Here is a 23,693-nt window from a genome sequence, read left to right as displayed (position 1 = left end):
TCTATCACCGAATATCGAGGCAAGCGATGAAACAGGAAGTTCAATATTGTGAATTGGCGGATTTGAACGACGCAAAGGACGAGTTGATCGAGATTCGACGCCATATCCACCGGCATCCAGAACTGTCGTATGAAGAATTCAACACCTCGGACCTGGTCGCCGCCAAGTTGCAAGCATGGGGGTATGCGGTCACGCGCAACATAGGCGGCACCGGCCTGGTGGGTACGCTCAGCGTCGGTGACAGCAAGCGCAGCATCGGCGTCCGCGCCGACATGGATGCCCTGCCTATCCATGAAAAAACCGGCTTGCCCTACGCCAGTTGCCACGATGGCAAAATGCACGCATGCGGACACGACGGGCACACCACGATGCTACTGGGTGCCGCCCGACATCTGGCCCGCACACGCAATTTCCATGGCATCGTCAACTTGATCTTCCAGCCGGCCGAAGAAGCCGGGTCGAACAGCGGCGCCGAGCAAATGCTGCGTGACGGCTTGTTCGAACGATTTCCCTGCGATGCGATTTTCGGCATGCACAATCATCCCGGCTTTCCAACCGGTACCTTCATGTTTCGCTCAGGCCCTTTCATGGCCGCCTGCGACACGGTAAAGGTTTGCATCACAGGCCGGGGAGGGCACGCCGCCCGACCGCATCTGTCGATTGATCCTGTGGTAGTCGCCAGCAGCCTGGTGATGGCTTTGCAGACTATTGTTGCGCGCAACGTCGATCCGGCTGAGATGGCCGTGGTCACCGTAGGGACGTTGCACGCCGGGCATGCCGCCAACGTGATTCCCGAGCAGGCGACCCTGGAGATGAGCGTGCGTTCATTCACACCTCAAGTACGCAGCCTGCTAGAGCAGAGAATCCGGGCATTGATCGAGACCCATGCCGAAGGATACGGCGCGCAAGCCGAGATTGAGTATATTCACGGCTATCCGGTGCTGGTCAATTCCGACGCGGAAACAGCATTCGCGATGCAAGTCGCTGAGGAGCTGGTCGGCCCGGAAAATGTGATATCGCCGTTTCCAGCAATCGCCGGCAGCGAGGATTTTGCGTACTTTCTGCAACAGCGTCCCGGCTGCTTCGTCCGGCTAGGGAATGGATTGGGTAAACCGATGCTGCATAACGCTGGCTACGATTTCAACGACGAAAATGTCACCGTCGGCGCAGCTTACTGGAGCAGACTGGTTGAACGGTTTTTGTGCCTTTAGCTGCGAAATGCCGCCATTTTTCAATGTTCGGCATTTCGCTATCGATCTCGCCCCATATCCTACTCTCGAAGCGATTGATACTGCGCGCCCGAAGATGGGCGTCTTCGTGCGCGCCCGTCTCCATTGCCAACCAGATAGGGAGTAAGTGGATGTCGCTTACACTGAGCTTCGCAGCACTATAGCGCGATATCTGGCACTTTTTTCACTTGTCCAGGGTGCTCGATGGGAGCGGTCCCTTGAACGAAGCCCTCCAAACTTGGCGATGCGATAGTCAATTGCAACGTTTCAGCGGTGCTTGCCCATGTCGTCGCCAGCAGCTGCGGGTTCTCATTGAGCTTTTGTCCATAAGTGGGAACAATCTCGCGAATTTTTTTCTGCCAGGCAAGTGTCTTCATCCGATCGGGGAAAACCTTCTCCAGCAGTGACAGCATGATCGCTGGCGAGGTAGAGCCACCAGGTGACGCGCCCAGCAATGCAGACACGGAACGATCTTCGGAAACCACGACCTCGGTACCCAGCTTCAATACGCCGCCCTTGTCGGGGATGTTCTTGATGATCTGCACACGCTGGCCGGCTTGCCACAAACGCCAGTCCTCGTCCTTTGCATCAGGCATGTAGCGGCGCAGCGCCGCCATCTTGTCTTCCCTGGACAGCTCCAATTGCTGCGCGAGATATTTGACGAGTGCAAACTCATGGGCGCCGACTTGAAGTTGCGGGATGATATTGGAGGGCGTGGTTGCCTTCGCGATATCGAAATACGATCCATTCTTGAGGAATTTGGTGGACCAGGTGGCGAACGGCCCGAACAGCAGCACGGTTTTACCATCCAGCACGCGGGTATCCAGATGCGGCACCGACATCGGTGGCGAACCCGTGTCCGCCAGGCCGTAGACTTTGGCCAGATGGCGCGAGGTAATCGCGGGATTATCCGTGACCAGGAATTCGCCGCCTACCGGGAAACCGCCATATTGCTTCGCTTCAGGAACGCCCGACAACTGCAGCAGCGGCAATGCGGCGCCACCGGCGCCGATGAAGATGTGGCGCGCATCAACGGTTTGAACCTTGGAACTATCCTTGATATCGAAAGCCGATACACGCCAGGAGCCATCCTCATTGCGAGTGATCGAGCGTACCTCATATCCGGTGGTAATCTTGCCGCCCGCATTGGCGCTGAGATGCTTGTAGAACTGGCGGGTAATCGAGCCTAGGTTGACATCCGTGCCGAGCGGCGAACGGGTGGCGGTGACCATTTCGTCCGGCTTGCGGCCCTCCATCATGATCGGAATCCATTCAGCAATCTTGGCTGGATCCGTCGTCATTTCCATGCCAGCGAACAGCGGCGATGCCTTCAAGGCCGCGACGCGCTTGCGAATGAATTCACGGTTCTCTGGCCCAAAGACCAAATTCATGTGCGGTGTCGAATTGATGAATTCGCGCGGATTGCCCAGAACGCCTTTGCGCACCTGATGCGACCAGAATTGGCGCGAGATCTGGAAGTTCTCGTTGATGCCGATCGCCTGGGTAATATGCACTTCGCCCTTGTCGTCCATCGGGGTGTAATTCAGTTCGCAGAGCGCCGAGTGGCCGGTGCCCGCGTTGTTCCAGCCATTAGAACTTTCTTCCGCCACTTTGTCCAGGCGCTCGAACACTTCATAGGTCCAGCCAGGCTCCAGCTCGGACAGATAGACACCGAGCGTCGCACTCATGATGCCGCCGCCGATCAGCAGCACGTCCACCGTGCGATCCGCCTTGGCGGCACGGAATTGGCCACCGAACAGGGCGGAGTAGCCGCCCCATACGGCTGCGGCGCCAACGGCAGCTCCAATAAATTTACGTCGGGAGAAGCGCTTGCGTTTAGCGTTTGCTACTGTATTTTTGTTATTTTCTTGACTCATGGAAATTTTTCATCGTAAGTAACATTGAAAGAGATAGGCACCCCCAATCAAAAACGGTGCCGAATGTCGAAAAAACTCTTTCAATCGAGGAACAGGGGCTCAATTATGCTTGATTTGCGAGCTCATCACAAAACAAACAATTTCAATCACATTGATCGGATGTGAACTTGGCCGTGCCAGCAATGAAGAGAGATGTCCGATTTGTCCATACAAGAATCGGCCATTTTCAGTGCAGTTTCGGAGAGGGCATCGTCGATCGTGACAGTGATGTGCAGTGTGTTCTCCTTAACTCATCAAATACGATGTAAATCTATATCAATGAAGGAAATCTGATATCTCCGATCGAAGTGATCGACGTGTCATTACTAGGAATAATCAAACGCTGGCAGGTAGGAACAAATTTATACAACGAACGGGAACAGTTTTATGCAAGCCAACGACGGCCGAAATGAACATCTCTAACTTAGGCATTGATTTTACATAATACAAATACCGTCACTCTTGATGCTGCCCTTTACCTCATCGCATCACGTCCTAAAAGGCGGTAGGGCGCGGGGCAACATACGCGATGAGGGATTCAAAAGAATGGTTAAGCGTGTTCATCATGCTGGTCCAGGCCGCTTTAACGGCAGGGACTTTCGACCGCTCGATATGGCAATCGAGCAACACTTTCCCGACCGGGATATCTAAAATTTCAGCGACTTGAACAGCTACAACATCGCTGAGCGTGTCTAGTCCGCTGCGGTAGCGGCTCAACTGAGATTTCGACAATCCAAGCGGCTTTTGCAGTGCGTAATCAGACGGCAGGCCAAGTTTTTTCCTTACCGCGTCTAGGTATTCAGGGGTATTCATTGATAGCTCTCCTAGGGCTAGTGATGCCTAGGCATAGGCATCCGTACGCGTAGGATAGTCCATAGTCCCTAGACTCGCAACGTTCCTAACTCCTTGACTAGTCCCTAATGCATGGACTATATTGCGTTCCATCAACCGGGAATTCTCTCATTGCTCCCTAGGCACTGCGGCCCTCAAGCCCTCCCGGTTGATTTTCTGCCTAGGTTGCGCAAGTCCTAGGGGGACACAATGAATGATAGAAAGACAATATCTCTAACGCCGGGACAAGTTGCCTGCGTTGAAGAGGCGCTGATTTTACGTATTGCGTTTCTTTCCGACCTCATCAGCAGCCGCAGCACCGCAAGCCAGGTGCGTGACGAATTTTTCCACACCATCAACGCGCTGTCAGCCGTGCGAGGTGCCAAGTGAAAACTACCCAAACCATCAAAGGCATCAATAACGACGCGGTAGAGGTCCACCCGATGGAGGCATTTGTGGGTGGAAGCGGGGAGCATTTCGCTGAGCGAGTCCTGATAGTCCAGCGGTGCGGCTCGATGGTTTTTCAATTCAGCATGACGCCACAACAGGCGTATCAGCTCTCCGTCGCACTGGTGGAAGCGGCAGAAGAAATGGGCCTGGTGACGGTATGAAAAAATTCCTCATCGACCTGGCCGTAGTGGCACTCGGCTGCACCCTGATGATGTCGGGGCCGCTCCTCTCCGTTGCTGGCGTCATCAAGGGGTAATCCATGGCTATCGTCTCGAATTCCGAAAATGGCGCGTTGTCGCAGGCTTCCGGCAACGCGGCGATAGACCAGGCGCTGGCGCTGCTCAAGACCGACAAAGAGGCGGTGAGGGCGGCGCACTGGAATCGGTTGGATGAGCGCACCCGCAAGATGATTTGCCACATGGCGGGCATCGGCGCCGACAAGGGCGCCGGCTCACTGCGCAACATGGACGCGTTGGAACGCGGCAAGGTCAACCGGGCGGCGGCGCGCCTGATCCGCGATATGGAAGTGCTGATGCGCTGCGCCCAGGGCGGCGACATGCCGAAAGCATGGGGTTCGGTGCAGTGATTCAGCAGACTTACGTCAACGGCTTGCCGTATCGCATGGGCGCCGCGCTGTCGGCGCGATTCGCCCGCGACGGCTACGTCGGCGAGGAAAAGAAACACCGCCTCATTCATCAGCTGCAAACCGACTACGACAGCATACCGCTCGATATCGAGGGCGAACAGCTGAAAGCGGCGCTCATCAATGCCGGCGACCGGGCGGCGCGTGAATGCTTCGGCTACGTCGAACGCTACAAGTTCACCGGGATGATCGTGGACGGAATCGCCTTGCTGTGCCACCGCATGCGCGTTCCGCTGCCATGTGGGCAGACCTCGAGGGAAATCATCGCCAGGGCGGTAGATCGTTCGTGGTGGATTCGCAAGCTGCGCATTGAGCATGCGCGGCGCTTCGAGCATGTCTCGATTCAGCTGGGCCTGACCGGCTTGAAGTGCGACCCGTACATCAGCCGCGAGTCGGCGATACGCCAGGCCCAGCACAACCGGGCGATTCAAAAACTCCTAGAAAAAATCACGCTGACCAATGGCACCGATGAATACTCGGTTGCTGAGTTGGCTGACCTCGGGCCGGCCAACAAGGCGATTCGCCGCGGCGAACTGATGTTGCGCATGCGCGGCTATGAAGAAATCGCCGGCGACCTCGGCCACGTTGCACTGTTCTGGACGATCACTTGCCCCTCGAAATTTCACTCGGTCGGCGGCGAGAACAAAAACTACAACGGCGCCACGCCACGCGACGCGCAAGCCTATCTCGTTAGGGTGTGGTCGCTGATCCGCTACGCGCTCAAGCAGGCCGGCATACGGCCTTACGGCTTCCGCATTGCCGAACCACATAGCGACGGTTGCCCGCATTGGCACATGCTGCTATTCGTTGAGCCGCGCCAAGAGGCGCGCATGACGGCCATCATCACGAAATATGCGCTGGCTGAGGATGGCGACGAAAAGGGCGCCCAGGAAAACCGGGTCAAGCTGGTGCAGATCGATACGGCCATCGGCACGGCGGCGGGCTACATCGTCAAGTACGTATGCAAAAACATTGACGGCCACGGCGTAGGCGATCACAAGACATTCGAGAACGGGCGCACCTACACGCTGGTGCCCGATGTATTCGGCAATCTCGAGCTGACGCCCAGTCAGCGCGTCACGTACTGGTCGCAGGTCTGGAACATCCGGCAATTTCAGCAGATCGGCGGCGCGCCGGTCGGCGTGTGGCGCGAAATGCGCCGCGTCCAAGAGGAAACCATCAGGAAAGCGCCGGCGCCGATCAAGGCCGCGTGGCTGGCCTGCCAGACGATCAAGTCGGACGATCCGATGATAGCGAAGCGGGCAGATTACGCCGAATACGTGAGAGCGCAGGGCGGGCCGCTGGTGGGCCGTGGCGCCGCGATCAGGATTGCGACTAGGGATACGGCAATTGATGGCCGTTATGGAGCCACAAACGCGGAAAAGCCGTGCGGCGTGTACTTCGCGGCGCAGCCGTTCGCCGTCTATGAGTCCGTGCGCTACCAGTGGACCGTCAAAGAGGGCGGCGGGGTTGCCGTTGCCGTTCCTTGGACTCGTGTAAATAAGTGTGCGGATGAATTCGAGCCAGTGTCAAAAGAGGCCCGCGAAAATCTCAAAAATTCAAAAATTTTTTCTGCCGAATGGTCGGCAGAGTGGAAGACGGCAGAGACTCCGCTAAAAATGCCAGCGGAAGACATCGAAAAATTCCAGCGGCACAGAAAACCAGACCCTGGCGCGCACCTCCGATACCTGAAAGGCAAAGAATGATCCGGCACCAGAACGGCGTGGCGTACCCACGCAAAAAAATCATCGTGCAGCTGATCGAATCGATCTGGCCGACCAATCCAATGCAAGATTTCCTCGGCGGCACCTGGGGGAAATTGCGCCAACTCCATAGAGAGAAATAATGAGTTTTCACGAACGCGGCCTCAAGGTCGTAGCAAACCTGACCGGCATGGTCAAAACGTTTTTACCCATCGCATTTATCGAGTTGATCCTCGACATGTGCAAAACACTTGATGAACTAAAGGAGAAACAAAAATGAAAGATATTCTTGCCGGCGTATTGCTGGCGTTGAACAGCATCGAAGACAACTACCAAGTCCGCGACGAAGGGCTGGTCAATTTCCGCATGCAAAAAGTGGAACTGCAAAAGCTGATCGATGCGCCCGATACGGCGCCGGCAACTGTGGTGCAAACCGTAGTGGCCGATGGCAAGCTGGACGCAATTGCGGCATCGGTGGCAAGCCTGCAAGATGCGGTGGCAAAGTTGATTTCGAATACGGCGCCGGCACCATTTGCACCGGCTGTGCCTGTTCCTGGCGCCAGCAACCCGGCGCTGTAACAACGTTTTTCAAAGAAGGGCGGCGCTCACAAGGCGCCGTCACTCTCCAACTGGCGGGGGCTTACCGGCTCCCGTAAAAGGGGTTTCATATGGCAAGCGAAATGCTTGGGCGGTGCGTCTGCCCAGAATGTGGTTTTCAATCGGCGCATGTCAAAATCAAACTTGACAAAGAGGGCGCGAACCCATACCGGCATTGCCCGGAATGCGGCGCGCAATATTTCCCACGCAATAAGCTGCAAGGCGACAATCTGCGCACGATGGTGCGCCCGAAGTCGGAAAAGTCGCGCCCACGCCGGCGCCAGCACCGGCACCGGAGGAAAAAACAGAGCCGGCAAAAGTGCCGGCACCGGAGCAAAAATATAAGATGCGCTTCGGCGTAAGAGTGCCGGTATGACCACGACGGAAAAACTCACGCCTGAACAGGCCGCTTTGCTGTCCGGCGCCGCCGCCGTCGACAACGCCGTCGCTCCGGTCATCACGCATGACGAACAGGGAAACCCGATAGCCGACAAGCCGGAAGTCATCGAAGTAAGCCCGTTTGAGCGCAATCGAGACATGCTGAACATGGGCTTGATGATGCTCACGCCGGCGGCACCATTCCTCAAAGAGTGCTACACGCCGGACGTGGTGGAAGGAATTGCGGCCGCATTTACGGCGGTAGAAATTAAGCGCGGCTGGGACGTGGGCAAATTCATGTCTCCCGAGTTGACGCTGGCGCTGGTGGCGCTGCCGCCGACGATCAAAGCCTACCTGCTGGGCGTCGAATACATCGCGGCCATACGCGAGAAAAACGCCAACAAGCCGAACCCTGAAACCATCGCGGCGCCGGGGCACCATGGGGACATCTAACCAGGCCATCATTTGGGCCGTCATTGGCTCGACCGGCTGCGGCAAGGGCTTGTGGATGAAGCAGCAGCTTCGCAAGCTGAAACCAAAGCGCCTAATCATCCTCGACACCAAGGACGAAAACGGCGACTTTGCCCAACAGGTGCACACCTTGCGCGACCTGGCGCTGGCGACCTTCAAGCCGGCGTTCAAGGTGCGTTACGTCCCCAAGGGAAAGACCAAAAAAGAGCGGCAGGCAGAATTTGAAGAGATATGCCGGATGGTGTCGGCGGCCAAGAACTGCGTTTTCGTGGTCGAGGAACTGGGCCGCTACACCACGCCCAGCTACGCGCCGCCGGCCTGGGCTGATTGCTGCAACGATGGCCGGCATGATGGTCTGCACCTGATCGCCGCCTCCCAGTTCCCCGCGCAGATCGACAAGGCCTTCCTCGGCAACGCCACCGTGATTCATTGCGGCTACCTGGGCGAACTCGGGCACCGGAAAATCATGGCCGAAAAAATGAACATCACGGCAAAGCAGATCGAGGATTTGCCCGACCTGTCTTACCTGCATTTCGACCGCAAGGCACGTACGGTAACGCCGGGTGTTGTAAAAAACCCCTACGCAAGCGCCCCTACCCCTAGGCAGGGTAGGGATAGTGCTAGCGGCAGCGGCAAGCCTTCAAAAGCTGGGCGGCAGTCGTTATAAAGAGTGCGTATGAACAAATATCTCCCATCACTGCAAATGGTCACACAGGAAGCGATCGCCACCGGGCTAGCGCTGATCCTGTTTGCCTTTGTCGTGGCGCACTCGCCGACGCTTAAAGCGCTGGTGAAAAATTACGACCTACCCAACTAACAAGGAAATATCGTGAAAGAACATCTGAAACAAGCCGCATTCGTCCTGGCCGTGTATGCCATCGCCAAGGTGATCAACAACGCTGTGAACGTTCCGGTTATCGGCGCTTACCTGCCGAAATAACAGCCCCCGGGCTGGCCGCACAACTCACAACTGAACAACGAAAAGGGCATCATGTTTAATAAACCAGCATCGCAAGTGGTCGGCGTCGCGCCAGGCGCAATCGCCACACTCCGCATTCCGGCAGAGGAATTTACTCTGGTCGGCGTCAAGCTGAAATTGTCGGGTACTACCTTCGACAAGACCAAAATTGACCGCATCCGCGTCAAGGTCGGTCCGCGTGTCATCTGGGATTTGCTCGAACCCCAGCTCAATCAGGTCAACAACTACAAAAACGGCGCCGACAACGCGCAGTATCTGTTGCTGGACTTCACTGAGCGCGACCAAGCTATTTTTCCAGTCAAGGAAGTGGGTGGCCTGGACCTGATGGCGCTGCTGCCAGTCGGCGAGGTATACATCGAAATCTACATCAACGCCGCTGCGGTGGCGCCGGTGATTTCGGCCCAGGTGTATATGGAAACTGCCCAAAACAACCCTTGGGTGTTGAAGTACATGCCGTTCTCGTTCACGCAATCAGCCGCGGGCAAATTCACGCTGCCGCTGTCCCTGCGCGGCGCGCTGCTCAAGCGTATTTGGCTGTTCTACACCGGCACCGACTTCACGGCGACCACGAACGGCAACCTGTCGCGTCTGGAGTGCAAGAAAAACGGCCTGGTGTTCTTCGATCAATTCGATATCGACAACCGTTTCGATCAATCGCAGTTCAAAAAAGTCCCGCAATCGCGCTTGTTCGTGGGTGACTTCTTGGTCGATAACAATCACGACGCACACATCAAGACGATCCGCAACACCAATCAAGGCATGGTGTACGACTCGTTCGAATTCAACGCCTATCTGACAGATGCAGGCGGCGCGACCGTCAACGTCATTGCTGAGGTGCTGGACTCTGCCACCAACCTGTAAGGCGGGGCTATGAGCTATCAAACTGATGCGCTCGGGTTGGATACGTCAGCGGGCACCTTGCCGCCTGACGCTCTCAACTCCGGCGCAAGCAATTTCACAGACGTTCTGCTGAACGGTATTGCCGGCGCTGCCGTCAATGCCTTGAATGTCGGCAGCGGCGCGTCGATCACGGCGCAGCAAGCAGTACAGGTGCAGCAGCATAACCAGTTCGTATTTCTGGTGATTGCTGGCCTGGTGGCGTTCTTCGTACTGGAGAAAAAATAATGATGCCGATCAGCGCTAGCGCTGGCGGCGGCGGGCCATCCGGCGCGAACGGCATCAGCGGGGTATCGAACCCGCTGGACATCGCTTTCAACTTTGACGATAGCGGATGGATCGTCAATAAAAACTCGCCGAATTCGACGCTATCGGCGACCGGCAACAAGGATGCAAACCAGTCCACGCAAACACCTACCGCCGCCGGCGGCGGGTTAAGCGGATTGCTCGGCACCGGCGGCAACATGATGCCGTTGTTGCTGATGGCCGGTATTGCGCTGCTGGTATTGCGACATCACGGGTGATACACGCCGCGCCTTGCCAGCCTGATGATGTGAGGGCCGTGTTACTGGCGGCGCTCACGCCCAAGACGGACAGGGCAGGGCAGATCGATATCGATAGCGTCCTGGCCGGCGCGGTGTGCATCAAGATGGAAGACGATGCCGGCCAGATCGTAGGCGCCTATGTGCTGCATGCGGAAGGGTCGGTGTTGTGGGTGAGGGCGGCAGCTGGGAGGGCAAGCCTCGATTTGACTAAGGTCATGGCGGCGCTGCTGGACCAGCAAGGGCGGGAGTTTGACGAAATTGGTTTCCAGACTCAGCGGCCAGGATTGATAAAAAAAGCCCAGGCGCTCGGATATCGAGTGACTGGCGAGAACAACGGGTTCACCCAAATGAGAAAAACTTTATGAGCATCTTGAAATTCTGGAAGGCCGCGTGTTGCTTCGCCTGGATGCCTTTGCGTCTTGGCGGCGATTCCAGCAGTTCGCAGACGACCAGCCCGGTCACGACCACCACCACCAACGTCACAAGCCAAGACCGGCGCAACGTCGCCAGCGAGAACGCGCAAGCGATCAGCGGCAACAACAGCCTGGCGGTGCGCAACGATACAACCACCATCAACATGACCGACGGCGGCAGCGTCAAGGCTGCGCTGGACGGCATAACAACGCTTGGTTCAAAGGCGATTGACCTGGGCCAGTTCTCGGTCGGCGGCGCCATCGATACGGTCAAGGCCGTGGCGCAAAACAATCAGCAAACGATTCAGGATGTGTTCGACCTGGCGAAGCAGACCGGGGCAAATTCGCTGACCAGTGCAGCGCAAACAATGGGCCTAGCGACCAGCACCGCGCAACTTGCGGCAGACGCTTATAAAAACGCCTCCGACTCAAGCACCGGAAACCGAACGTTGCTGTTGGTCGGCATGGGCGTCATCGGCGTAGCGGCGGTTGCAATGATGATGCACAAGGGCTAAGCGATGACAAAATACCCTATCAACCTGGCGCCGAATGCCTCTACGATCGTAGAAACTCGCGGCTCGTTTTTGTATTACGAATCGGCCAGCGCCGGCGGCATGGATACCAGCATCAAGGTAGTGATTTCGGGCGCCAAGGGCGGCGAGGTCATCTTGCAAGTCGGCCAGGGCTTCAAGCTCGATATCGACTACGACCGGCTGACTATTTCGAACAACCTGGGCCTCGGAACCATTGTCGGCCAGCTGGTAATTGCTGACGGTAGTTTTTCGACCACCGCGTAATAGGCACCGTATCGGTGATCGATGGCGGCAAGGCGCGTACCTTAGGCGGCATCACGTTCATGATGTTTGGTTCCGGTCCTCCAGTAGCAGGGCAAAACGCGCACGTGCAACTATGGAACCCAGCAGGCTCTGGCAAAAATCTGGTCCTTGACGCCTTGACCTATTCATCGGGCGCAAATGGTGGAATTCTGCTCAAGCTGTACAACGCCGCGTTGACCACGCTGGCCGGCCCCGGGCAATCAAAAAAAGGGGGCGGCGCCGTTGCTGTTGGCGTAGTCAATGTACAAGCAAATGCCGGAACTCTTGGCGGGGCAACGATTTTAGGGGTGAATCTGAGCGCCAACACGCCGATTACCTACCGTCCCTACGAGCCGATTGTGTTGCCACCAGGCTGGGGATTGAACATGATTCAAACCGTGTTGGCGACCGATATTTCCGGCTCGTTCGAATGGTACGAAGAGCCGGTTTGATATGGACCGGGACATGCTTATTGTGCTGGCTGCGGCGGTTCTCGCCTATGTCATCGTCAACAAGAGCGGCGACACCAGCAGTTATTTAGATGACCAAACAGGCAGCGTTTTAGACCAGATACCCAATTTTACGGACATCAGCAACATGACAAGCGATGCAATGAACCCAGTAAGCCAGTCTCAAGGCGACGCCAACCAGGCGGCGTTCTTGCAGACGATCCAGACCAGCGAGGGCACCGCCAAGACCGGCAACCCTTACGCGACCGTGTACGCGTATGCCTTCACGATCACCGATTTTTCAGACCATCCCGGAAACCTGGGATGGGGCGGCGTCAAGCTGTCGGATTCGATGTGCGCCGGCGCCGGCATGGGGCCGGGCTGCGTGTCGACGGCGGCGGGCGCCTACCAGATCACAAAAACCACATGGAACAAGCTGCGGCAATCCATCAGCCTGCCAGACTTCACGCCGGCGTCGCAGGATGCCGCCGCCGCCGAACTGATCCGGCAAAAGGGCGCGCTGTCGGATGTGCAGGCCGGGCGCTTTGCCGATGCCGTCAGCAAGGTACGCCGCATTTGGGCATCGCTGCCAGGCGCCGGCTACGGTCAGGGCGAAAACTCACTCGCAACACTTCAAAATGCTTATACCAGCGCAGGAGGCGCTCTCGCATGAAAGATGATTCCTTGATGATGGTCGTTTTGCTCCTGGGCGGCGCGTTCATGTACTCGCGCAGCAACAAGGTTCAGGCAGCAGCGCGGCCAGCCGGCACCGGCAGCATGCCAGGCAGCGCCGGCACCGGAACAAACCAGTTCCTGGGCGGCTTGCTCGGCAACGCCTTGCGCTTCATGGGTAGCAGCAGTTCCGGCGTGTCGGAGACGGCCAGCGGCATGACAAACGATCCGATCGCGTCGGCCATTACCGGCTACATGAACGCCGGCGCGGTAGGCGACGCAGTGCCGGCGATTCCGACACCTGGCTTCCTCGGCACCGGCGACCTGACCATGACCGGCGCCGGCAATAACGACCTCGGCTTCCTGGGCGCTGGTCCGTTGACATCTTTGGGCTTCTAACCCATGGACGGCATCAACAAAGCCTATCTGCTGATCGCGGCTGCTGCCGTGGCTTACCTGCTGCTAAAAAAAAACGCAATTGCGAGTGTGGCTGCGGGGGCTGTTAATGCGGCGGGCCAGGTGGCTACCGGCACCGTCCTGGGCGTGGGTGACGCGCTCGGCGTACCGCGCACGAATCAGACGCAATGCCAGCAGGATATCGCTGCCGGCAAAACCTGGGATGCCTCGTTTTCGTGTCCGGCTGGCGATTTCCTGAGCTACCTGACCAGCAGCCAGCCGTCGCCGTCGATCGCGGCCAGTCCTGCGCAATTTGTACCGGCACCGGCGGGGGCGTCGCAGTCAGACGCCGCTACCGGCCTCAACTTTGACTACATGCAAATGTAATGAACCCAATTACCGCAATCCTGGCTCCGGCCATCAGCGAAGTGTTCAAACGGCTTTGGCCTGATCCAGCGCAACAAGCGCAGGCGCAGCTGGCATTCCAGACGCTGCAGCAAAACGGCGACCTGGCCTATCTGGATGCCGACCTTAAAACGCGCCTGGCGCAGATCGCCGTCGACAACACGGAAGCGCAAAGCGAAAGCCTGTTTAAGTCCGGATGGCGCCCATTCATGGGATGGACATGCGGCGGGGCGTTCGCCTGGAATTTCGTGGCCGGGCCGGCGCTGACCTGGGCGCTGGCCGCCGCCGGTCACCCGGTGCATTTGCCGCTGGCCGACCTGTCGCAAATGATGCCGGTGGTCCTGGGCCTGCTCGGCCTGGGGACGCTGCGCACTATCGAGAAAGTGAAGGGCGCGCAATGACGATCGAACTGATACTCGGCGGTGCAAATTTGGTGGCATTGCTCGGCTATTTCATGCGCACAGAAAACCGGCTGACCAGGCTGGAAACAAAAATGGATTTCATCGTAACCTCAAAGGAGAAAACAGCATGACCAAGAAGAAGCGCACACCACCACGCAAGGCGAACGGGCAGTTCCGGCGCCGGAAGAAGAGCAAATAATGAAAAAATTGCTTCTCGCTTTTGCCGTATCGCTGGCCGCTCTCAGCGCCCACGCGGTGACGGCAAATATCTACGGCAACAACACCGTCAAACTGGTGGAACAGTCGGCGGTGCCGGTCAACGTGACAGGCACCACGGCTGAAACCACGCAAGCCAATCTAGTTATCCCTGGTAACTCGATCGGGCCGCATGGCGCCATCAGGGTGCATGTGTTGGAGTCGCACACCAACAACGCGAACAACAAGACCATCAAGGTCAAGCTGGGCGGCGCCATCCTGAATACGATCGTGGACACAACGTCGGCAACGTTGAATCTGGAAATGTACACGGCTAATCGTGGCGTGACTAACAGCCAGGTGTCGCAGCCGGTCGGCGCAAATTCGTTTGGTGTGTCAGCGTCAGCTGTGGTGACGGCGGCGGTCGATACGTCGAAAGATCAGCCGTTGTTGATTACGTGCCAGCTGGCGGTGGGCACGGATAGCTGCCAGCTGGAACGGTTCAGCGTAGAAATTTTAAATCCTTAGCGAAACTGCTATTTTTCTTTGTTAAGATGCAATCTCTTGACAGGGGGAAATATGGAAAAAACTTACTACACAAACGGCAAGGTGACCGTCACAAATTCGCGGATCGTTATTGAGTCTCAAACCTATGCGATGGCAGGAATAACATCAGTAAATTTGAAGACTGTAAAGCCGAACCGACTAGCGCCTGTGATACTGGCAATAGTCGGTTTTTTTATAGCCAAGTCGCAGCCGACAGCGACGCTGTGGATGTACTTGGTGCTTATAGCGCCGTGGCTGATTTGGTTGGCGCTGCAGAAAACGCAGTATTCGATTCTTCTTAGCAGCGCCTCGGGTGAACACCGGGCGCTGCAAAGCAAAAATTCGCAGTTCGTTCGTGGGGTTGTGGACTCGATCAATCAGGCGATTGTCGACAGAGGTTAGAAGCGCAATATCGGCTCGTTGGCGGCGCCGAAATCTCCCGTATACATCAGTTTTTCAGAAAGCGCCCGTAATCGGGCGTTTTCCTTTTTGAGACCGATAATCTGTCGGTGCAGCAGCTGGCGCTCGTAGGCGTTGTGGGAGTCGACAATAGCGCGGCCCCAGTGAGTCTCCCAAAACAGCGCCAGGACGGCGGCACGTGGCACCTTGGCGTTTTCCTGGCGCCATCGTCTGACCGTGGCGGGTGATACTTCAAGCAGAGTCGTTACACATTGCATGCCCAGCTGGCCGCACATGACATCGAAGTCATGCGCGCCGCCGATATAGCGGGGTGCGGTAATCATCTTATTTTTCTCCCTTGGTTGCTCGGAGGATAATTTATGCAGGGAACGACTAGAAAGGCAAGCAGTCTTAATGTAATTCTTTAAGACTGTTGTATAAGTGAATGTAAATAAAGGGATTTTTCAGGGCAGCATCAATTTGACATAATACAAATTATACGAAATTCTAGTTGGCTAGATAATAATGAAAAGCCTGTTTCTACCAAGGAACAGGCTTTTTCATTTTCTAGAGGGAAAAACAACATGAAGTATCCAAATTTAAGGTACGGCAACCCGCAAGCAATGAACCACTACGCACAAGGCATTCCACTCAAACAGCTAGCGCACAGATTACGCCGAAGCGAACGCGCCGTATCTGACTGGCTGAAAGGCACAAAGAAAGTACCATTTTGGGTACCGGAGCTTTTACGCCTACAGCGAATGGAACACGACCACATCATCCATCAGATGGGAATCTAGCCATTACGCAAGAAACTTGGCGTGGTACAGGACACCGGCCAAATATTCCTGATGCCCCTACAGGAAAATCCAACGACACACAAAAATGACGAGAAAGAAATATTACTAGAAACGCGAGTCGGATAGCCCTACGCACTGCCATGCATACTTATCAACATAATCACTAATAATATTGTAAAGTGGCAATGTCAATATTGAGGATCGATCATGAAGAACCTAGTCAGCATGGCAGTCTCAGCAACATTAGCTACAGCCATCGTAGGAGGCGGAATCTTTCTAATGTCAAACTCGACCTACGAGATACCGACCAAGCGCGCCCCCGCAGAAATGAAACCGGAAACGTCCGCGCATTCAGACGAGAGCTATGCAACAGCCTCAGAAAAACGAGCAACCGGCACAGCTATGCAGCCCTGGAAAATTGTGAAATGCGAATCTGGAGGAAAAACCATCTACACCGACGCACCATGCCCAACATCAAGTCACACTGAACAAGTGACGATGCATGACACAAGCGGCGGATTCGTCAGCCCGGACAAAAACACTATAGCCGACACTCGCGCGCGCATTCAAGCCGAAATTAAACAACCTGGATTCGTTGCAATGGCTGGCGAATCAACACCAGCACTTACCAGCAATACCCAAGGACAATGCTACTATCTCGCAGAAGAAATAAAATCCATCGATTCCGCATCAAACATAAAGCAATCTAGCTGGTCGCAAGATCAACTTCGCGCACGACGATTAGACGTTAGAAATCGCATGTACCGCTTAGGCTGCTAGAAACAACAGATCAATCCAGTTGAATTCCAATACTTCCCATCTACTGAATCGACGTAAATATCTTTTCTTGCTTGGCTGAAGTAGTACTCTCTTTCAGAATCGAACCGTTTGATCGTATGCCTCACTTTGTATTCTTTGTACTGAGGATTGGTTGGTGCATCAAACCATGTTTGTCCTGCATAGTGCTCCCATTGACCAACAATTAACCGCATGTCTATCGGCCCCAAGTCGGATTTTCGAGATAGAGTAAACGGAGATCTTTCGACAGACTCTCCTCCTGGGAGAACGTCACACCAGTTCAAGATTTTGGTATTTTGCCAAGGGAATGAATTGGAGTAGAGCCAAGCAAGTAATTCTTGTTTTGGTAGCTGAGAGGTAGTCATCATAGATATTGCTTAGAGCTTTTTATGCATCGCCTGCCGAGCTCTACTAACAATAACCGCATCAGGAGAGCTAGAAGTTAGAATACTAAGAATTATTTGGCTAATCTCTGAAAGTTTGTCACTGAAGGCACTTGGAATTTTATCTTTCATAAGCTCATATATCCATGCGGCCGCTACTGACCCAAACAGCATCTGGTTATCAATTAGATCGCCCAATGGTTTGGCAGCAATCCCCACTAAAAGAGCGTCAATTTTTAGCCGTGAAATTCGATCAGATCGTCTCTCAAACTTCAAAGTATCTTCGTTGATAGCAGTCACAATGGCGCGCAGTTCATTAACATCTGCCGTTGCGTTGGCTAATCGAGCAGAATAACGTCGGAACTGTGCTGCAGCGCTGCTGTTGAAATTTTTGGCTATTTCTAAAGGAGGAATTCCAGATAGAGATAAGAGGCCATCGGCAACAGTATGAAGGCGGCTCGCGACAGGGTCTGCAGGAACCATTTTGGTACGCGACATATAGCTTGCTACGATCAAGCTATTATGCGTTTCGTCGTATCCATGACCATAGCTTCGCGGAATATATGCTGCACCTAGCCCTATGGCCCATTCGACGCCTGCCCCTGCAGTGCTCAACTCAAGCCGCGCATCCTTGCCAGTGCGTGAATGAATTAAATCACCTATATGAGCGCCAACCCCATAGCCAAGACTTGCGGTTGCTCCCATATGAAGAAGCGCCGCATTTTGTCCTTGGAAATGCCTGGAATAGCTATTTACAAGTGCATTTGAAAAAGGGTCGCCTATTCCGTGAAGAGCGCTAAGCAATTGGCTTCTTTGCGAATTACTTAGCGGCGCATATAGCACCGGATCTTTCGGTGCGACTTTTTCGACAACCTTCCCCGCTAAACATCGGGATAGGATGATTGAGTCACTAGATATATCTTCTAGCAAGCTAAATAAATATGGGTAGTGTTCGATTGAATATGGAAAGACTAACCGTATTCGCTCCATCTCCAATAGCATGCGCATGTCTGCGAGTGTTAGATGGTTCTCCTGTATCCAATCACTCCCCTCTTTCGAAGGCATCAAGTAAATCACATCGTAAAGAGAGAGTAGCTCCGACAATTTTAATTCGCCGCCATATTCTGGACTAAATAGGCATGAAGAGTGCGATGTGTCTGCCCCAGCGCCCACCTTGCTTGCTAAATCTATACGCCTACTAACGCTATATCTCCATTCGTCCTCATCTTTTTCAACCATCTTTTTAATGGCAACGGGAAATTGCCGCATTTCTCTAGCTGAAATAAGAATCAACGGCGATTCTCGCGGTAGGGAGGCAATCTTTGCTCCTAACGGAACTCCTTCAGGAGGAATAGCAATCTGGGAAAAGATTAAATCCCCAGGGAGACCTAACTTCTCTTTTGCTTTAATAACTAGGTCGCGCTCTTCTGCATTTAGATCTGATGGGGAGCTAAATATCCATTTGTCCTTTGTATTGTCGAAATCGATAGAGCCAATCGGAAAGTCGGGGACCGACATCGACATAATTTTTTGCAAATTGAAAGTCGTTATTGCTTGACCAGCAAGCCAAGATTCCTCCTCCAAAGTCAGGTGATTCGTAATTTCGGTAGCCCCCGAAGGAACCATTGTAACTAGTCGAATATTCGCGGTCAGAGGACGTATCTCATTGTCAAAAATTGAGGCCAAATTTTGAATGTCGCTATCAACATCATCTATGCAGATATATAGAGCTGATGAGTCAAGATAGAGAACGGGTCTTGTTTTTGGAAAGCGCAGAAAAAAAGTCGTTAGCGCCCATTGGGCCCATTTGACATGCATTTGTCCTAGGGTTGTATCAAGAAAGTTCATAGTTCTCTCACTCTTTTTATTGTTCGCGGTGGCGGAACACCGTTACTTTCCCTCAATGAACCACGCGCTAATATCCCTACTATATTACATTTACTATTTCTCAATTTTAGGTTGACGCTTTCAAATTTCTGATATCTTACTTAACCAGTAATTACAGATGCTAAGCTTACGAAATTGGGAAAAAATGGATGAGATTGTGAGCATCATGGGTATTTTTCATTTTCTAGAGGGAAAAACAACATGAAGTATCCAAATTTGAGGTGCAGCAACCCGCAAGCAATGAATCGCTACGCACAAGGTATTTCACTCAAACAGCTACTCTACTCATTGGCAGCGGCGTAAACCGACAAACGGTTCAAATCGATTGTGACTTTGAATCAGTCGCGTTGCACGACAAGCAGATGTTCTATGTGGTCAGCATTCGCTTTGCAGATAGATCGAAATCCCTCACTAATGCGCTCATCTCGCTCCGCCCGACGCCAGAACACTAAGGCGGCTTCCGCTGCTTGGAGCCAGGCGCCACGTTCTCTCGGCACAGGCAAGGCCGGCGCGAATTTGCGCTCGACCAGCTCGACGCCTCGCTGCGGAGCATACAACATAGGTAGCATGTCATACGCAGGTGTCAGAGTAAGTCCAGGCAGGAACGCAAGATTGCCGTCGTGCATATCCGTGTTTGCAATCAGTCGACCGAAATGTTCCAAGAGGTTTATCTGACGGGCAGTCTCCGCCGAAATATACGCCTCTTTGAGCAAAGCCTCCGCGCCTTCAGACCATGGGCCGGTCAATCCAAATAAGGCGGCATTCAACTCGTGCCAAGTACATACACCCGAGCGACCGAATTTACCATGCCGGTCGAAACGGTCGACTTCGTAGAAGGTGCGGCCGGCCAGTTGATAAATGCGGCTTTGGGCTGCGCTCAGCTGAAGTGTATCGGCAATAGTGATCAAGGCTAGGTGCTCGCACACCAGTAAGTCAGACCACCGTTGCTCCTGCGGAGAACCGTCGCCCCCCGAAAACTTGACGATGACGTGAGTCGGTTGCTCATTTAACAATCGACGTGCAGTGAATTTAGGAAACTCACCGGCTGCCGAGGAATCCGCGACTCCGAAATTCAGGGCCTGCAGTGCGCGCGACGGATATTCCGTGTCGATCGCATCATCAGCAAGGAAATAGCTAGCGCTTTGCTGCTCCTCCAGAAAGCGGCGCAGAGCACGCTCACCCACAATGTAATTGCCGGGCAGGTCCCAGCCAAGCACGGCTAAGGCATGCAGCACATCGTCTTCACTCCAGCGTTTTACGTCCTCGTCTACTTGAAGGATTGCTGCAAACTGGTGTGCAAAGTTACGTCCCAGGAAACCTTGCGGCCGCATGTCTCCCAACGGATAAGGCAGCCCACGAAACCAGCCATCCGCCATTTCATCGTCGAGCGGCCAAGGGGAAGTTTCCGCGAAACTCATCGCGCATCCTTCCCGATAAACGGGCTCAAGCATTCCGGCCTCATGCGCCCGTCCCGACTCGTCAATACGGTAAAGAACCAATGGTGTCAAACTTCCGCGAATCGATCGACGTGCGGCATACGCAGTCCGACGCGCGCGACCACGCGAGACAACCTGCCCATCCAGCTCAGCAATCGCCCGCATCAAAGACGGACGACTTACCCCAAGGCGCCGCAAAAGCTCTCCAGCTTGCTGCCGCCCCCACGTACGGAGTGTTTCGAGAACTGTTTGAGAAATTGTCATGTAACGATTTTTTACTCATTTTTCATGAATCTATGATACACAAAACAGAAAATTAATGTGGAATATATGTAACGATTTATGTAACGTTTTTTGAGAATCAAGAGTTTCTCTTTGGAAATTAAAGGGTGGTGCGACAAGGGGATCATAAAGTGCCATCACCGAGATGCCGGCAAGAACGTCGAATGGATGGAGCATGTGAGCGACGGGCAGTATCTGTCCGGTCTGGTCGTTACGGACTGAGCGCGCTCGACGTTGATCACCCCTTGTCACTATCATTCACCCACTTCCAGTTTCGTATCTCCGGCATATCTTCGCCATATTGTTCAATGTAGTTCCTGTGTGCAAACAATCTGTCGCGCACGAACTGTTTGGCATATGTCGCTTGCGCCGCCAATTGCGGCAGACGGTCAACGACGTCGGCAAAAAGATGGAACCGGTCCAGTTCGTTGAGCACCACCATGTCGAACGGCGTGGTCGTCGTGCCCTCCTCCTTGTAGCCATGAACATGCAGGTTTTTATGGTTTGTACGCCGGTATGTGAGGCGATGGATCAGGGCCGGGTAGCCATGGTAGGCAAAGATAACTGGCTTGTCGACGGTGAACAGCTCGTCGAAATCGCGGTCGTCCAAACCGTGCGGATGGGCGCTTTTCGGTTGCAATCTCATTAGATCGACAACATTAATGACGCGCACCTTGAGTTCAGGGAAATGTTTGCGCAGCAAAGCAACTGCGGCCAGAGTTTCAAGAGTGGGTACGTCGCCTGCGCAAGCCATGACCACGTCCGGCTCACCGCCTTTGTCATTGCTGGCCCATTCCCAGATGCCGATGCCGGCAGCGCAATGCTGGAGTGCTGCAGTCATGTCCAGCCATTGCATCTCCGGCTGTTTGCCGGCAACAATGACGTTGATGTAGTTGCGGCTACGCAGGCAATGATCGGTCACCGACAAGAGCGTGTTGGCGTCGGGCGGCAGATAAACCCGGATGACCTCGGCTTTCTTGTTGATCACATGATCGATGAAACCGGGATCCTGATGACTGGCACCGTTGTGATCCTGCCGCCAGACGTGCGACGACAGCAGGTAGTTCAACGACGCGATGGGACGCCGCCAGGGAATATGATTCGCGGCCTTGAGCCACTTGGCGTGCTGATTGAACATCGAATCGACAATATGGATGAATGCTTCGTAGCACGAAAAAAAACCGTGGCGGCCGGTCAGCAGATAACCTTCCAGCCAACCTTCGCATTGATTTTCACTCAGCATCTCCATCACCCGGCCATCGGCGGCCACATGATCGTCAATGTCGATGATTTCAGCAGTTGAACAGCGGTTGCTGACCTCAAATACATCGCCCCAACGGTTCGAGGCGGTTTCATCGGGACTGAAGACGCGGAAGGTGTGAGGATTCAGCCTGACGATATCGCGGATGAATTCTCCTTGCACCCTGGTTGCTTCTGCTGTCGTTGCGCCAGGGGCCGGCACATCAACAGCATAGTGACGGAAATCTGGCAGTCGCAAATCATGCAGGAGAGCACCGCCATTTGCATGTGGATTTGCCCCCATGCGACGACTACCCAAGGGCGCCAGCTCGGCCAGCTCGGCGTTCAAACGTCCTTTCTTGTCGAACAGTTCTTCTGCGTGGTAGCTCTTCATCCATTGTTCAAGCAATGCCACGTGTCCGGGACGTTGCATATCGGCGATGGGTACTTGATGCGCCCGGAACGTCCCTTCGACCGGTTTGTCGTCGACTATCTTGGGGCCTGTCCAACCTTTGGGCGAACGCAGGATAATCATCGGCCAGCTTGGCCGCTGCTTGAAACCATTGGTGCGGGCATCGCGCTGGATATCGTGAATCCGGGTAACCACCTTATCCAGTGTCGCTGCCATCAATTGATGCATCTCGACCGGATCATCGCCCTCTACAAAATAAGGTGTATAGCCGTAGCCGCGAAACAATGATTCAAGTTCGTCGTGCGGAATGCGGGCCAGTACGGTTGGGCCGGCGATCTTGTAGCCGTTCAAGTGCAGGATCGGTAGCACCGCGCCATCACACACGGGGTTGAGAAATTTGTTCGAATGCCAGCTGGTTGCCAGTGGCCCGGTTTCCGCTTCGCCGTCTCCCACGACGCATGCAACCAGCAAATCGGGGTTGTCAAACGCCGCGCCGAAAGCATGCGACAGCGAATAACCCAACTCCCCTCCCTCGTGGATTGAACCCGGTGTTTCCGGCGCCACATGGCTGGGGATCCCGCCGGGGAAGGAAAACTGTTTGAACAGTTTTTTCATGCCCTCCTCGTCTTGTGAAATATCGGGATATGTCTCGCTGTAACAGCCTTCCAGATAGGTATTCGCGACCAGGCCAGGACCACCATGACCTGGACCGGCGATGTAGATGACGTTGAGGTCCTGCCGTTTGATGATACGGTTCAGGTGTATATAGACGAAATTCAACCCTGGCGTGGTACCCCAATGGCCCAGCAAGCGTGGCTTGATGTGCGCGAGTTGCAACGGCTCTTTCAGCAGTGGATTGTCGTAGAGATAAATCTGCCCGACTGACAAGTAGTTGGCCGCCCGCCAATAGGCATGCATCTTGCGCAGCAGTTCTGGCACCAGCGGCCGATCCGAGAGCGTGGGTTGGTCCGTTATCACAGGAGCATCCTTTTAGTGTTGCTGGTTTAAGGCACATGTTGCCGCAACGCGAGCCATGTATTGTGGGCCGAAGCCATCGTTCTGTTAGTTCGCTGGCGAACAGACTGAGCGCGCGGCGAAGAATTGCGATTCCGATCGGATTCTGCAG

At 54.6% G+C, this 23,693-nt stretch carries 34 protein-coding genes; 27 read left to right on the top strand and 7 right to left on the bottom strand.

What is annotated here, in order from left to right; all coding sequences use genetic code 11:
• The first annotated feature begins 26 nt into the window (after positions 1-26).
• Complete coding sequence (locus CAter10_RS10925; protein ID WP_061533433.1) at positions 27-1,211, top strand: M20 aminoacylase family protein; 1,185 nt, start codon at positions 27-29, stop codon at positions 1,209-1,211.
• Between the two features lie 176 nt (positions 1,212-1,387).
• Here the strand turns inward: CAter10_RS10925 and mqo are convergent, their stop codons facing one another.
• Both mqo and CAter10_RS10915 read right to left on the bottom strand, forming a co-directional pair.
• Positions 1,388-3,106, bottom strand: coding sequence for a malate dehydrogenase (quinone) (mqo, locus tag CAter10_RS10920; protein WP_061533432.1), 1,719 nt, complete (start codon positions 3,104-3,106; stop codon positions 1,388-1,390).
• Between the two features lie 534 nt (positions 3,107-3,640).
• Complete coding sequence (locus CAter10_RS10915) at positions 3,641-3,958, bottom strand: transcriptional regulator (RefSeq protein ID WP_061533431.1); 318 nt, start codon at positions 3,956-3,958, stop codon at positions 3,641-3,643.
• A gap of 228 nt (positions 3,959-4,186) precedes the next feature.
• Here CAter10_RS10915 and CAter10_RS22410 point away from each other — a divergent pair, with 228 nt between their 5' ends.
• The 24 genes from CAter10_RS22410 (at position 4,187) to CAter10_RS10815 (ending at position 15,333) form a co-directional block, all read left to right on the top strand.
• Complete coding sequence (locus tag CAter10_RS22410; protein WP_128083040.1) at positions 4,187-4,366, top strand: hypothetical protein; 180 nt, start codon at positions 4,187-4,189, stop codon at positions 4,364-4,366.
• Positions 4,363-4,587, top strand: a complete 225-nt coding sequence (locus CAter10_RS10910; protein WP_061533430.1) for a hypothetical protein — start codon at positions 4,363-4,365, stop codon at positions 4,585-4,587. The genes CAter10_RS22410 and CAter10_RS10910 overlap by 4 nt, the downstream gene beginning before the upstream one ends.
• Positions 4,588-4,685: 98 nt before the next feature.
• Positions 4,686-5,012, top strand: a complete 327-nt coding sequence (locus tag CAter10_RS10905; RefSeq protein ID WP_061533429.1) for a hypothetical protein — start codon at positions 4,686-4,688, stop codon at positions 5,010-5,012.
• A complete protein-coding gene (locus CAter10_RS10900) occupies positions 4,994-6,775 on the top strand; it encodes a replication endonuclease (RefSeq protein ID WP_061533428.1) in 1,782 nt (593 codons plus the stop codon). The genes CAter10_RS10905 and CAter10_RS10900 overlap by 19 nt, the downstream gene beginning before the upstream one ends.
• Positions 6,772-6,915 (top strand): hypothetical protein, encoded by a 144-nt coding sequence (locus CAter10_RS22815; protein WP_164840438.1) that lies wholly within the window; start codon positions 6,772-6,774, stop codon positions 6,913-6,915. Before CAter10_RS10900 ends, CAter10_RS22815 begins: the two co-directional genes overlap by 4 nt.
• Entirely contained in the window at positions 6,915-7,052 is a 138-nt protein-coding gene (locus tag CAter10_RS22810) for a hypothetical protein (protein WP_164840437.1), read from the top strand. Before CAter10_RS22815 ends, CAter10_RS22810 begins: the two co-directional genes overlap by 1 nt.
• Positions 7,049-7,351 (top strand): hypothetical protein, encoded by a 303-nt coding sequence (locus CAter10_RS10895; protein ID WP_061533427.1) that lies wholly within the window; start codon positions 7,049-7,051, stop codon positions 7,349-7,351. The genes CAter10_RS22810 and CAter10_RS10895 overlap by 4 nt, the downstream gene beginning before the upstream one ends.
• Positions 7,352-7,741: 390 nt before the next feature.
• Complete coding sequence (locus CAter10_RS10885; RefSeq protein ID WP_061533425.1) at positions 7,742-8,200, top strand: hypothetical protein; 459 nt, start codon at positions 7,742-7,744, stop codon at positions 8,198-8,200.
• Positions 8,187-8,885: a DEAD/DEAH box helicase family protein gene (locus CAter10_RS10880; protein WP_061533424.1), complete on the top strand. Its 699-nt coding sequence runs from the start codon at positions 8,187-8,189 to the stop codon at positions 8,883-8,885. The genes CAter10_RS10885 and CAter10_RS10880 overlap by 14 nt, the downstream gene beginning before the upstream one ends.
• A 9-nt stretch (positions 8,886-8,894) precedes the next feature.
• Positions 8,895-9,035: a hypothetical protein gene (locus tag CAter10_RS22805; protein ID WP_164840436.1), complete on the top strand. Its 141-nt coding sequence runs from the start codon at positions 8,895-8,897 to the stop codon at positions 9,033-9,035.
• 174 nt (positions 9,036-9,209) lie between these two features.
• Positions 9,210-10,058, top strand: coding sequence for a major capsid protein P2 (locus CAter10_RS10875; RefSeq protein WP_061533423.1), 849 nt, complete (start codon positions 9,210-9,212; stop codon positions 10,056-10,058).
• Positions 10,059-10,067: 9 nt separating this feature from the next.
• Positions 10,068-10,322, top strand: coding sequence for a hypothetical protein (locus tag CAter10_RS10870; protein WP_061533422.1), 255 nt, complete (start codon positions 10,068-10,070; stop codon positions 10,320-10,322).
• A complete protein-coding gene (locus tag CAter10_RS10865) occupies positions 10,322-10,618 on the top strand; it encodes a hypothetical protein (RefSeq protein WP_061533421.1) in 297 nt (98 codons plus the stop codon). Before CAter10_RS10870 ends, CAter10_RS10865 begins: the two co-directional genes overlap by 1 nt.
• Before the next feature lie 38 nt (positions 10,619-10,656).
• Positions 10,657-11,004, top strand: coding sequence for a hypothetical protein (locus CAter10_RS10860; RefSeq protein WP_128083039.1), 348 nt, complete (start codon positions 10,657-10,659; stop codon positions 11,002-11,004).
• Positions 11,001-11,567 carry a hypothetical protein gene (locus tag CAter10_RS10855; protein ID WP_061533419.1) on the top strand — a complete coding sequence of 189 codons (567 nt, stop codon included), beginning with the start codon at positions 11,001-11,003 and terminating at the stop codon, positions 11,565-11,567. Before CAter10_RS10860 ends, CAter10_RS10855 begins: the two co-directional genes overlap by 4 nt.
• 3 nt (positions 11,568-11,570) lie before the next feature.
• Complete coding sequence (locus CAter10_RS10850; protein ID WP_061533418.1) at positions 11,571-11,849, top strand: hypothetical protein; 279 nt, start codon at positions 11,571-11,573, stop codon at positions 11,847-11,849.
• A 14-nt stretch (positions 11,850-11,863) separates the two neighbouring features.
• Positions 11,864-12,319, top strand: a complete 456-nt coding sequence (locus CAter10_RS10845; protein ID WP_061533417.1) for a hypothetical protein — start codon at positions 11,864-11,866, stop codon at positions 12,317-12,319.
• Between the two features lie 13 nt (positions 12,320-12,332).
• Positions 12,333-12,989 carry a glycoside hydrolase family 24 protein gene (locus CAter10_RS10840; protein WP_236905530.1) on the top strand — a complete coding sequence of 219 codons (657 nt, stop codon included), beginning with the start codon at positions 12,333-12,335 and terminating at the stop codon, positions 12,987-12,989.
• Positions 12,986-13,387 (top strand): hypothetical protein, encoded by a 402-nt coding sequence (locus CAter10_RS10835; RefSeq protein WP_061533416.1) that lies wholly within the window; start codon positions 12,986-12,988, stop codon positions 13,385-13,387. The genes CAter10_RS10840 and CAter10_RS10835 overlap by 4 nt, the downstream gene beginning before the upstream one ends.
• Positions 13,388-13,390: 3 nt before the next feature.
• Positions 13,391-13,771 (top strand): hypothetical protein, encoded by a 381-nt coding sequence (locus CAter10_RS10830; RefSeq protein ID WP_061533415.1) that lies wholly within the window; start codon positions 13,391-13,393, stop codon positions 13,769-13,771.
• Positions 13,771-14,190, top strand: coding sequence for a 3TM-type holin (locus CAter10_RS10825; RefSeq protein ID WP_061533414.1), 420 nt, complete (start codon positions 13,771-13,773; stop codon positions 14,188-14,190). Before CAter10_RS10830 ends, CAter10_RS10825 begins: the two co-directional genes overlap by 1 nt.
• Positions 14,187-14,321 (top strand): hypothetical protein, encoded by a 135-nt coding sequence (locus tag CAter10_RS24035; protein ID WP_257722428.1) that lies wholly within the window; start codon positions 14,187-14,189, stop codon positions 14,319-14,321. Before CAter10_RS10825 ends, CAter10_RS24035 begins: the two co-directional genes overlap by 4 nt.
• A gap of 67 nt (positions 14,322-14,388) precedes the next feature.
• Positions 14,389-14,913 (top strand): hypothetical protein, encoded by a 525-nt coding sequence (locus tag CAter10_RS10820; protein ID WP_061533413.1) that lies wholly within the window; start codon positions 14,389-14,391, stop codon positions 14,911-14,913.
• Positions 14,914-14,964: 51 nt separating this feature from the next.
• Positions 14,965-15,333 (top strand): DUF6232 family protein, encoded by a 369-nt coding sequence (locus CAter10_RS10815; RefSeq protein ID WP_061533412.1) that lies wholly within the window; start codon positions 14,965-14,967, stop codon positions 15,331-15,333.
• Here the strand turns inward: CAter10_RS10815 and CAter10_RS10810 are convergent.
• Complete coding sequence (locus CAter10_RS10810) at positions 15,330-15,674, bottom strand: hypothetical protein (RefSeq protein WP_061533411.1); 345 nt, start codon at positions 15,672-15,674, stop codon at positions 15,330-15,332. The genes CAter10_RS10815 and CAter10_RS10810 overlap by 4 nt on opposite strands.
• A gap of 240 nt (positions 15,675-15,914) precedes the next feature.
• Here CAter10_RS10810 and CAter10_RS23130 point away from each other — a divergent pair, with 240 nt between their 5' ends.
• Both CAter10_RS23130 and CAter10_RS22400 read left to right on the top strand, forming a co-directional pair.
• Positions 15,915-16,130: a helix-turn-helix domain-containing protein gene (locus CAter10_RS23130; protein ID WP_061537199.1), complete on the top strand. Its 216-nt coding sequence runs from the start codon at positions 15,915-15,917 to the stop codon at positions 16,128-16,130.
• 207 nt (positions 16,131-16,337) lie between these two features.
• Entirely contained in the window at positions 16,338-16,910 is a 573-nt protein-coding gene (locus tag CAter10_RS22400; protein WP_128083038.1) for a hypothetical protein, read from the top strand.
• Here CAter10_RS22400 and CAter10_RS22395 read toward each other — a convergent pair.
• The 4 genes from CAter10_RS22395 to CAter10_RS10795 form a co-directional block, all read right to left on the bottom strand.
• A complete protein-coding gene (locus tag CAter10_RS22395; RefSeq protein ID WP_128083037.1) occupies positions 16,907-17,296 on the bottom strand; it encodes a hypothetical protein in 390 nt (129 codons plus the stop codon). The genes CAter10_RS22400 and CAter10_RS22395 overlap by 4 nt on opposite strands.
• 9 nt (positions 17,297-17,305) lie before the next feature.
• Positions 17,306-19,159: a hypothetical protein gene (locus CAter10_RS10805; RefSeq protein ID WP_061537198.1), complete on the bottom strand. Its 1,854-nt coding sequence runs from the start codon at positions 19,157-19,159 to the stop codon at positions 17,306-17,308.
• Between the two features lie 377 nt (positions 19,160-19,536).
• A complete protein-coding gene (gene yjjJ, locus CAter10_RS10800; RefSeq protein ID WP_061533409.1) occupies positions 19,537-20,898 on the bottom strand; it encodes a type II toxin-antitoxin system HipA family toxin YjjJ in 1,362 nt (453 codons plus the stop codon).
• A 256-nt stretch (positions 20,899-21,154) separates the two neighbouring features.
• Entirely contained in the window at positions 21,155-23,545 is a 2,391-nt protein-coding gene (locus tag CAter10_RS10795; RefSeq protein ID WP_197467219.1) for a phosphoketolase family protein, read from the bottom strand.
• Positions 23,546-23,693: the final 148 nt, after the last annotated feature.

The organism is Collimonas arenae, assembly GCF_001584165.1.
GTDB classification, from domain to species: Bacteria; Pseudomonadota; Gammaproteobacteria; order Burkholderiales; family Burkholderiaceae_D; genus Collimonas; species Collimonas arenae.
This window is presented reverse-complemented; position numbering and strand designations above follow the sequence as displayed.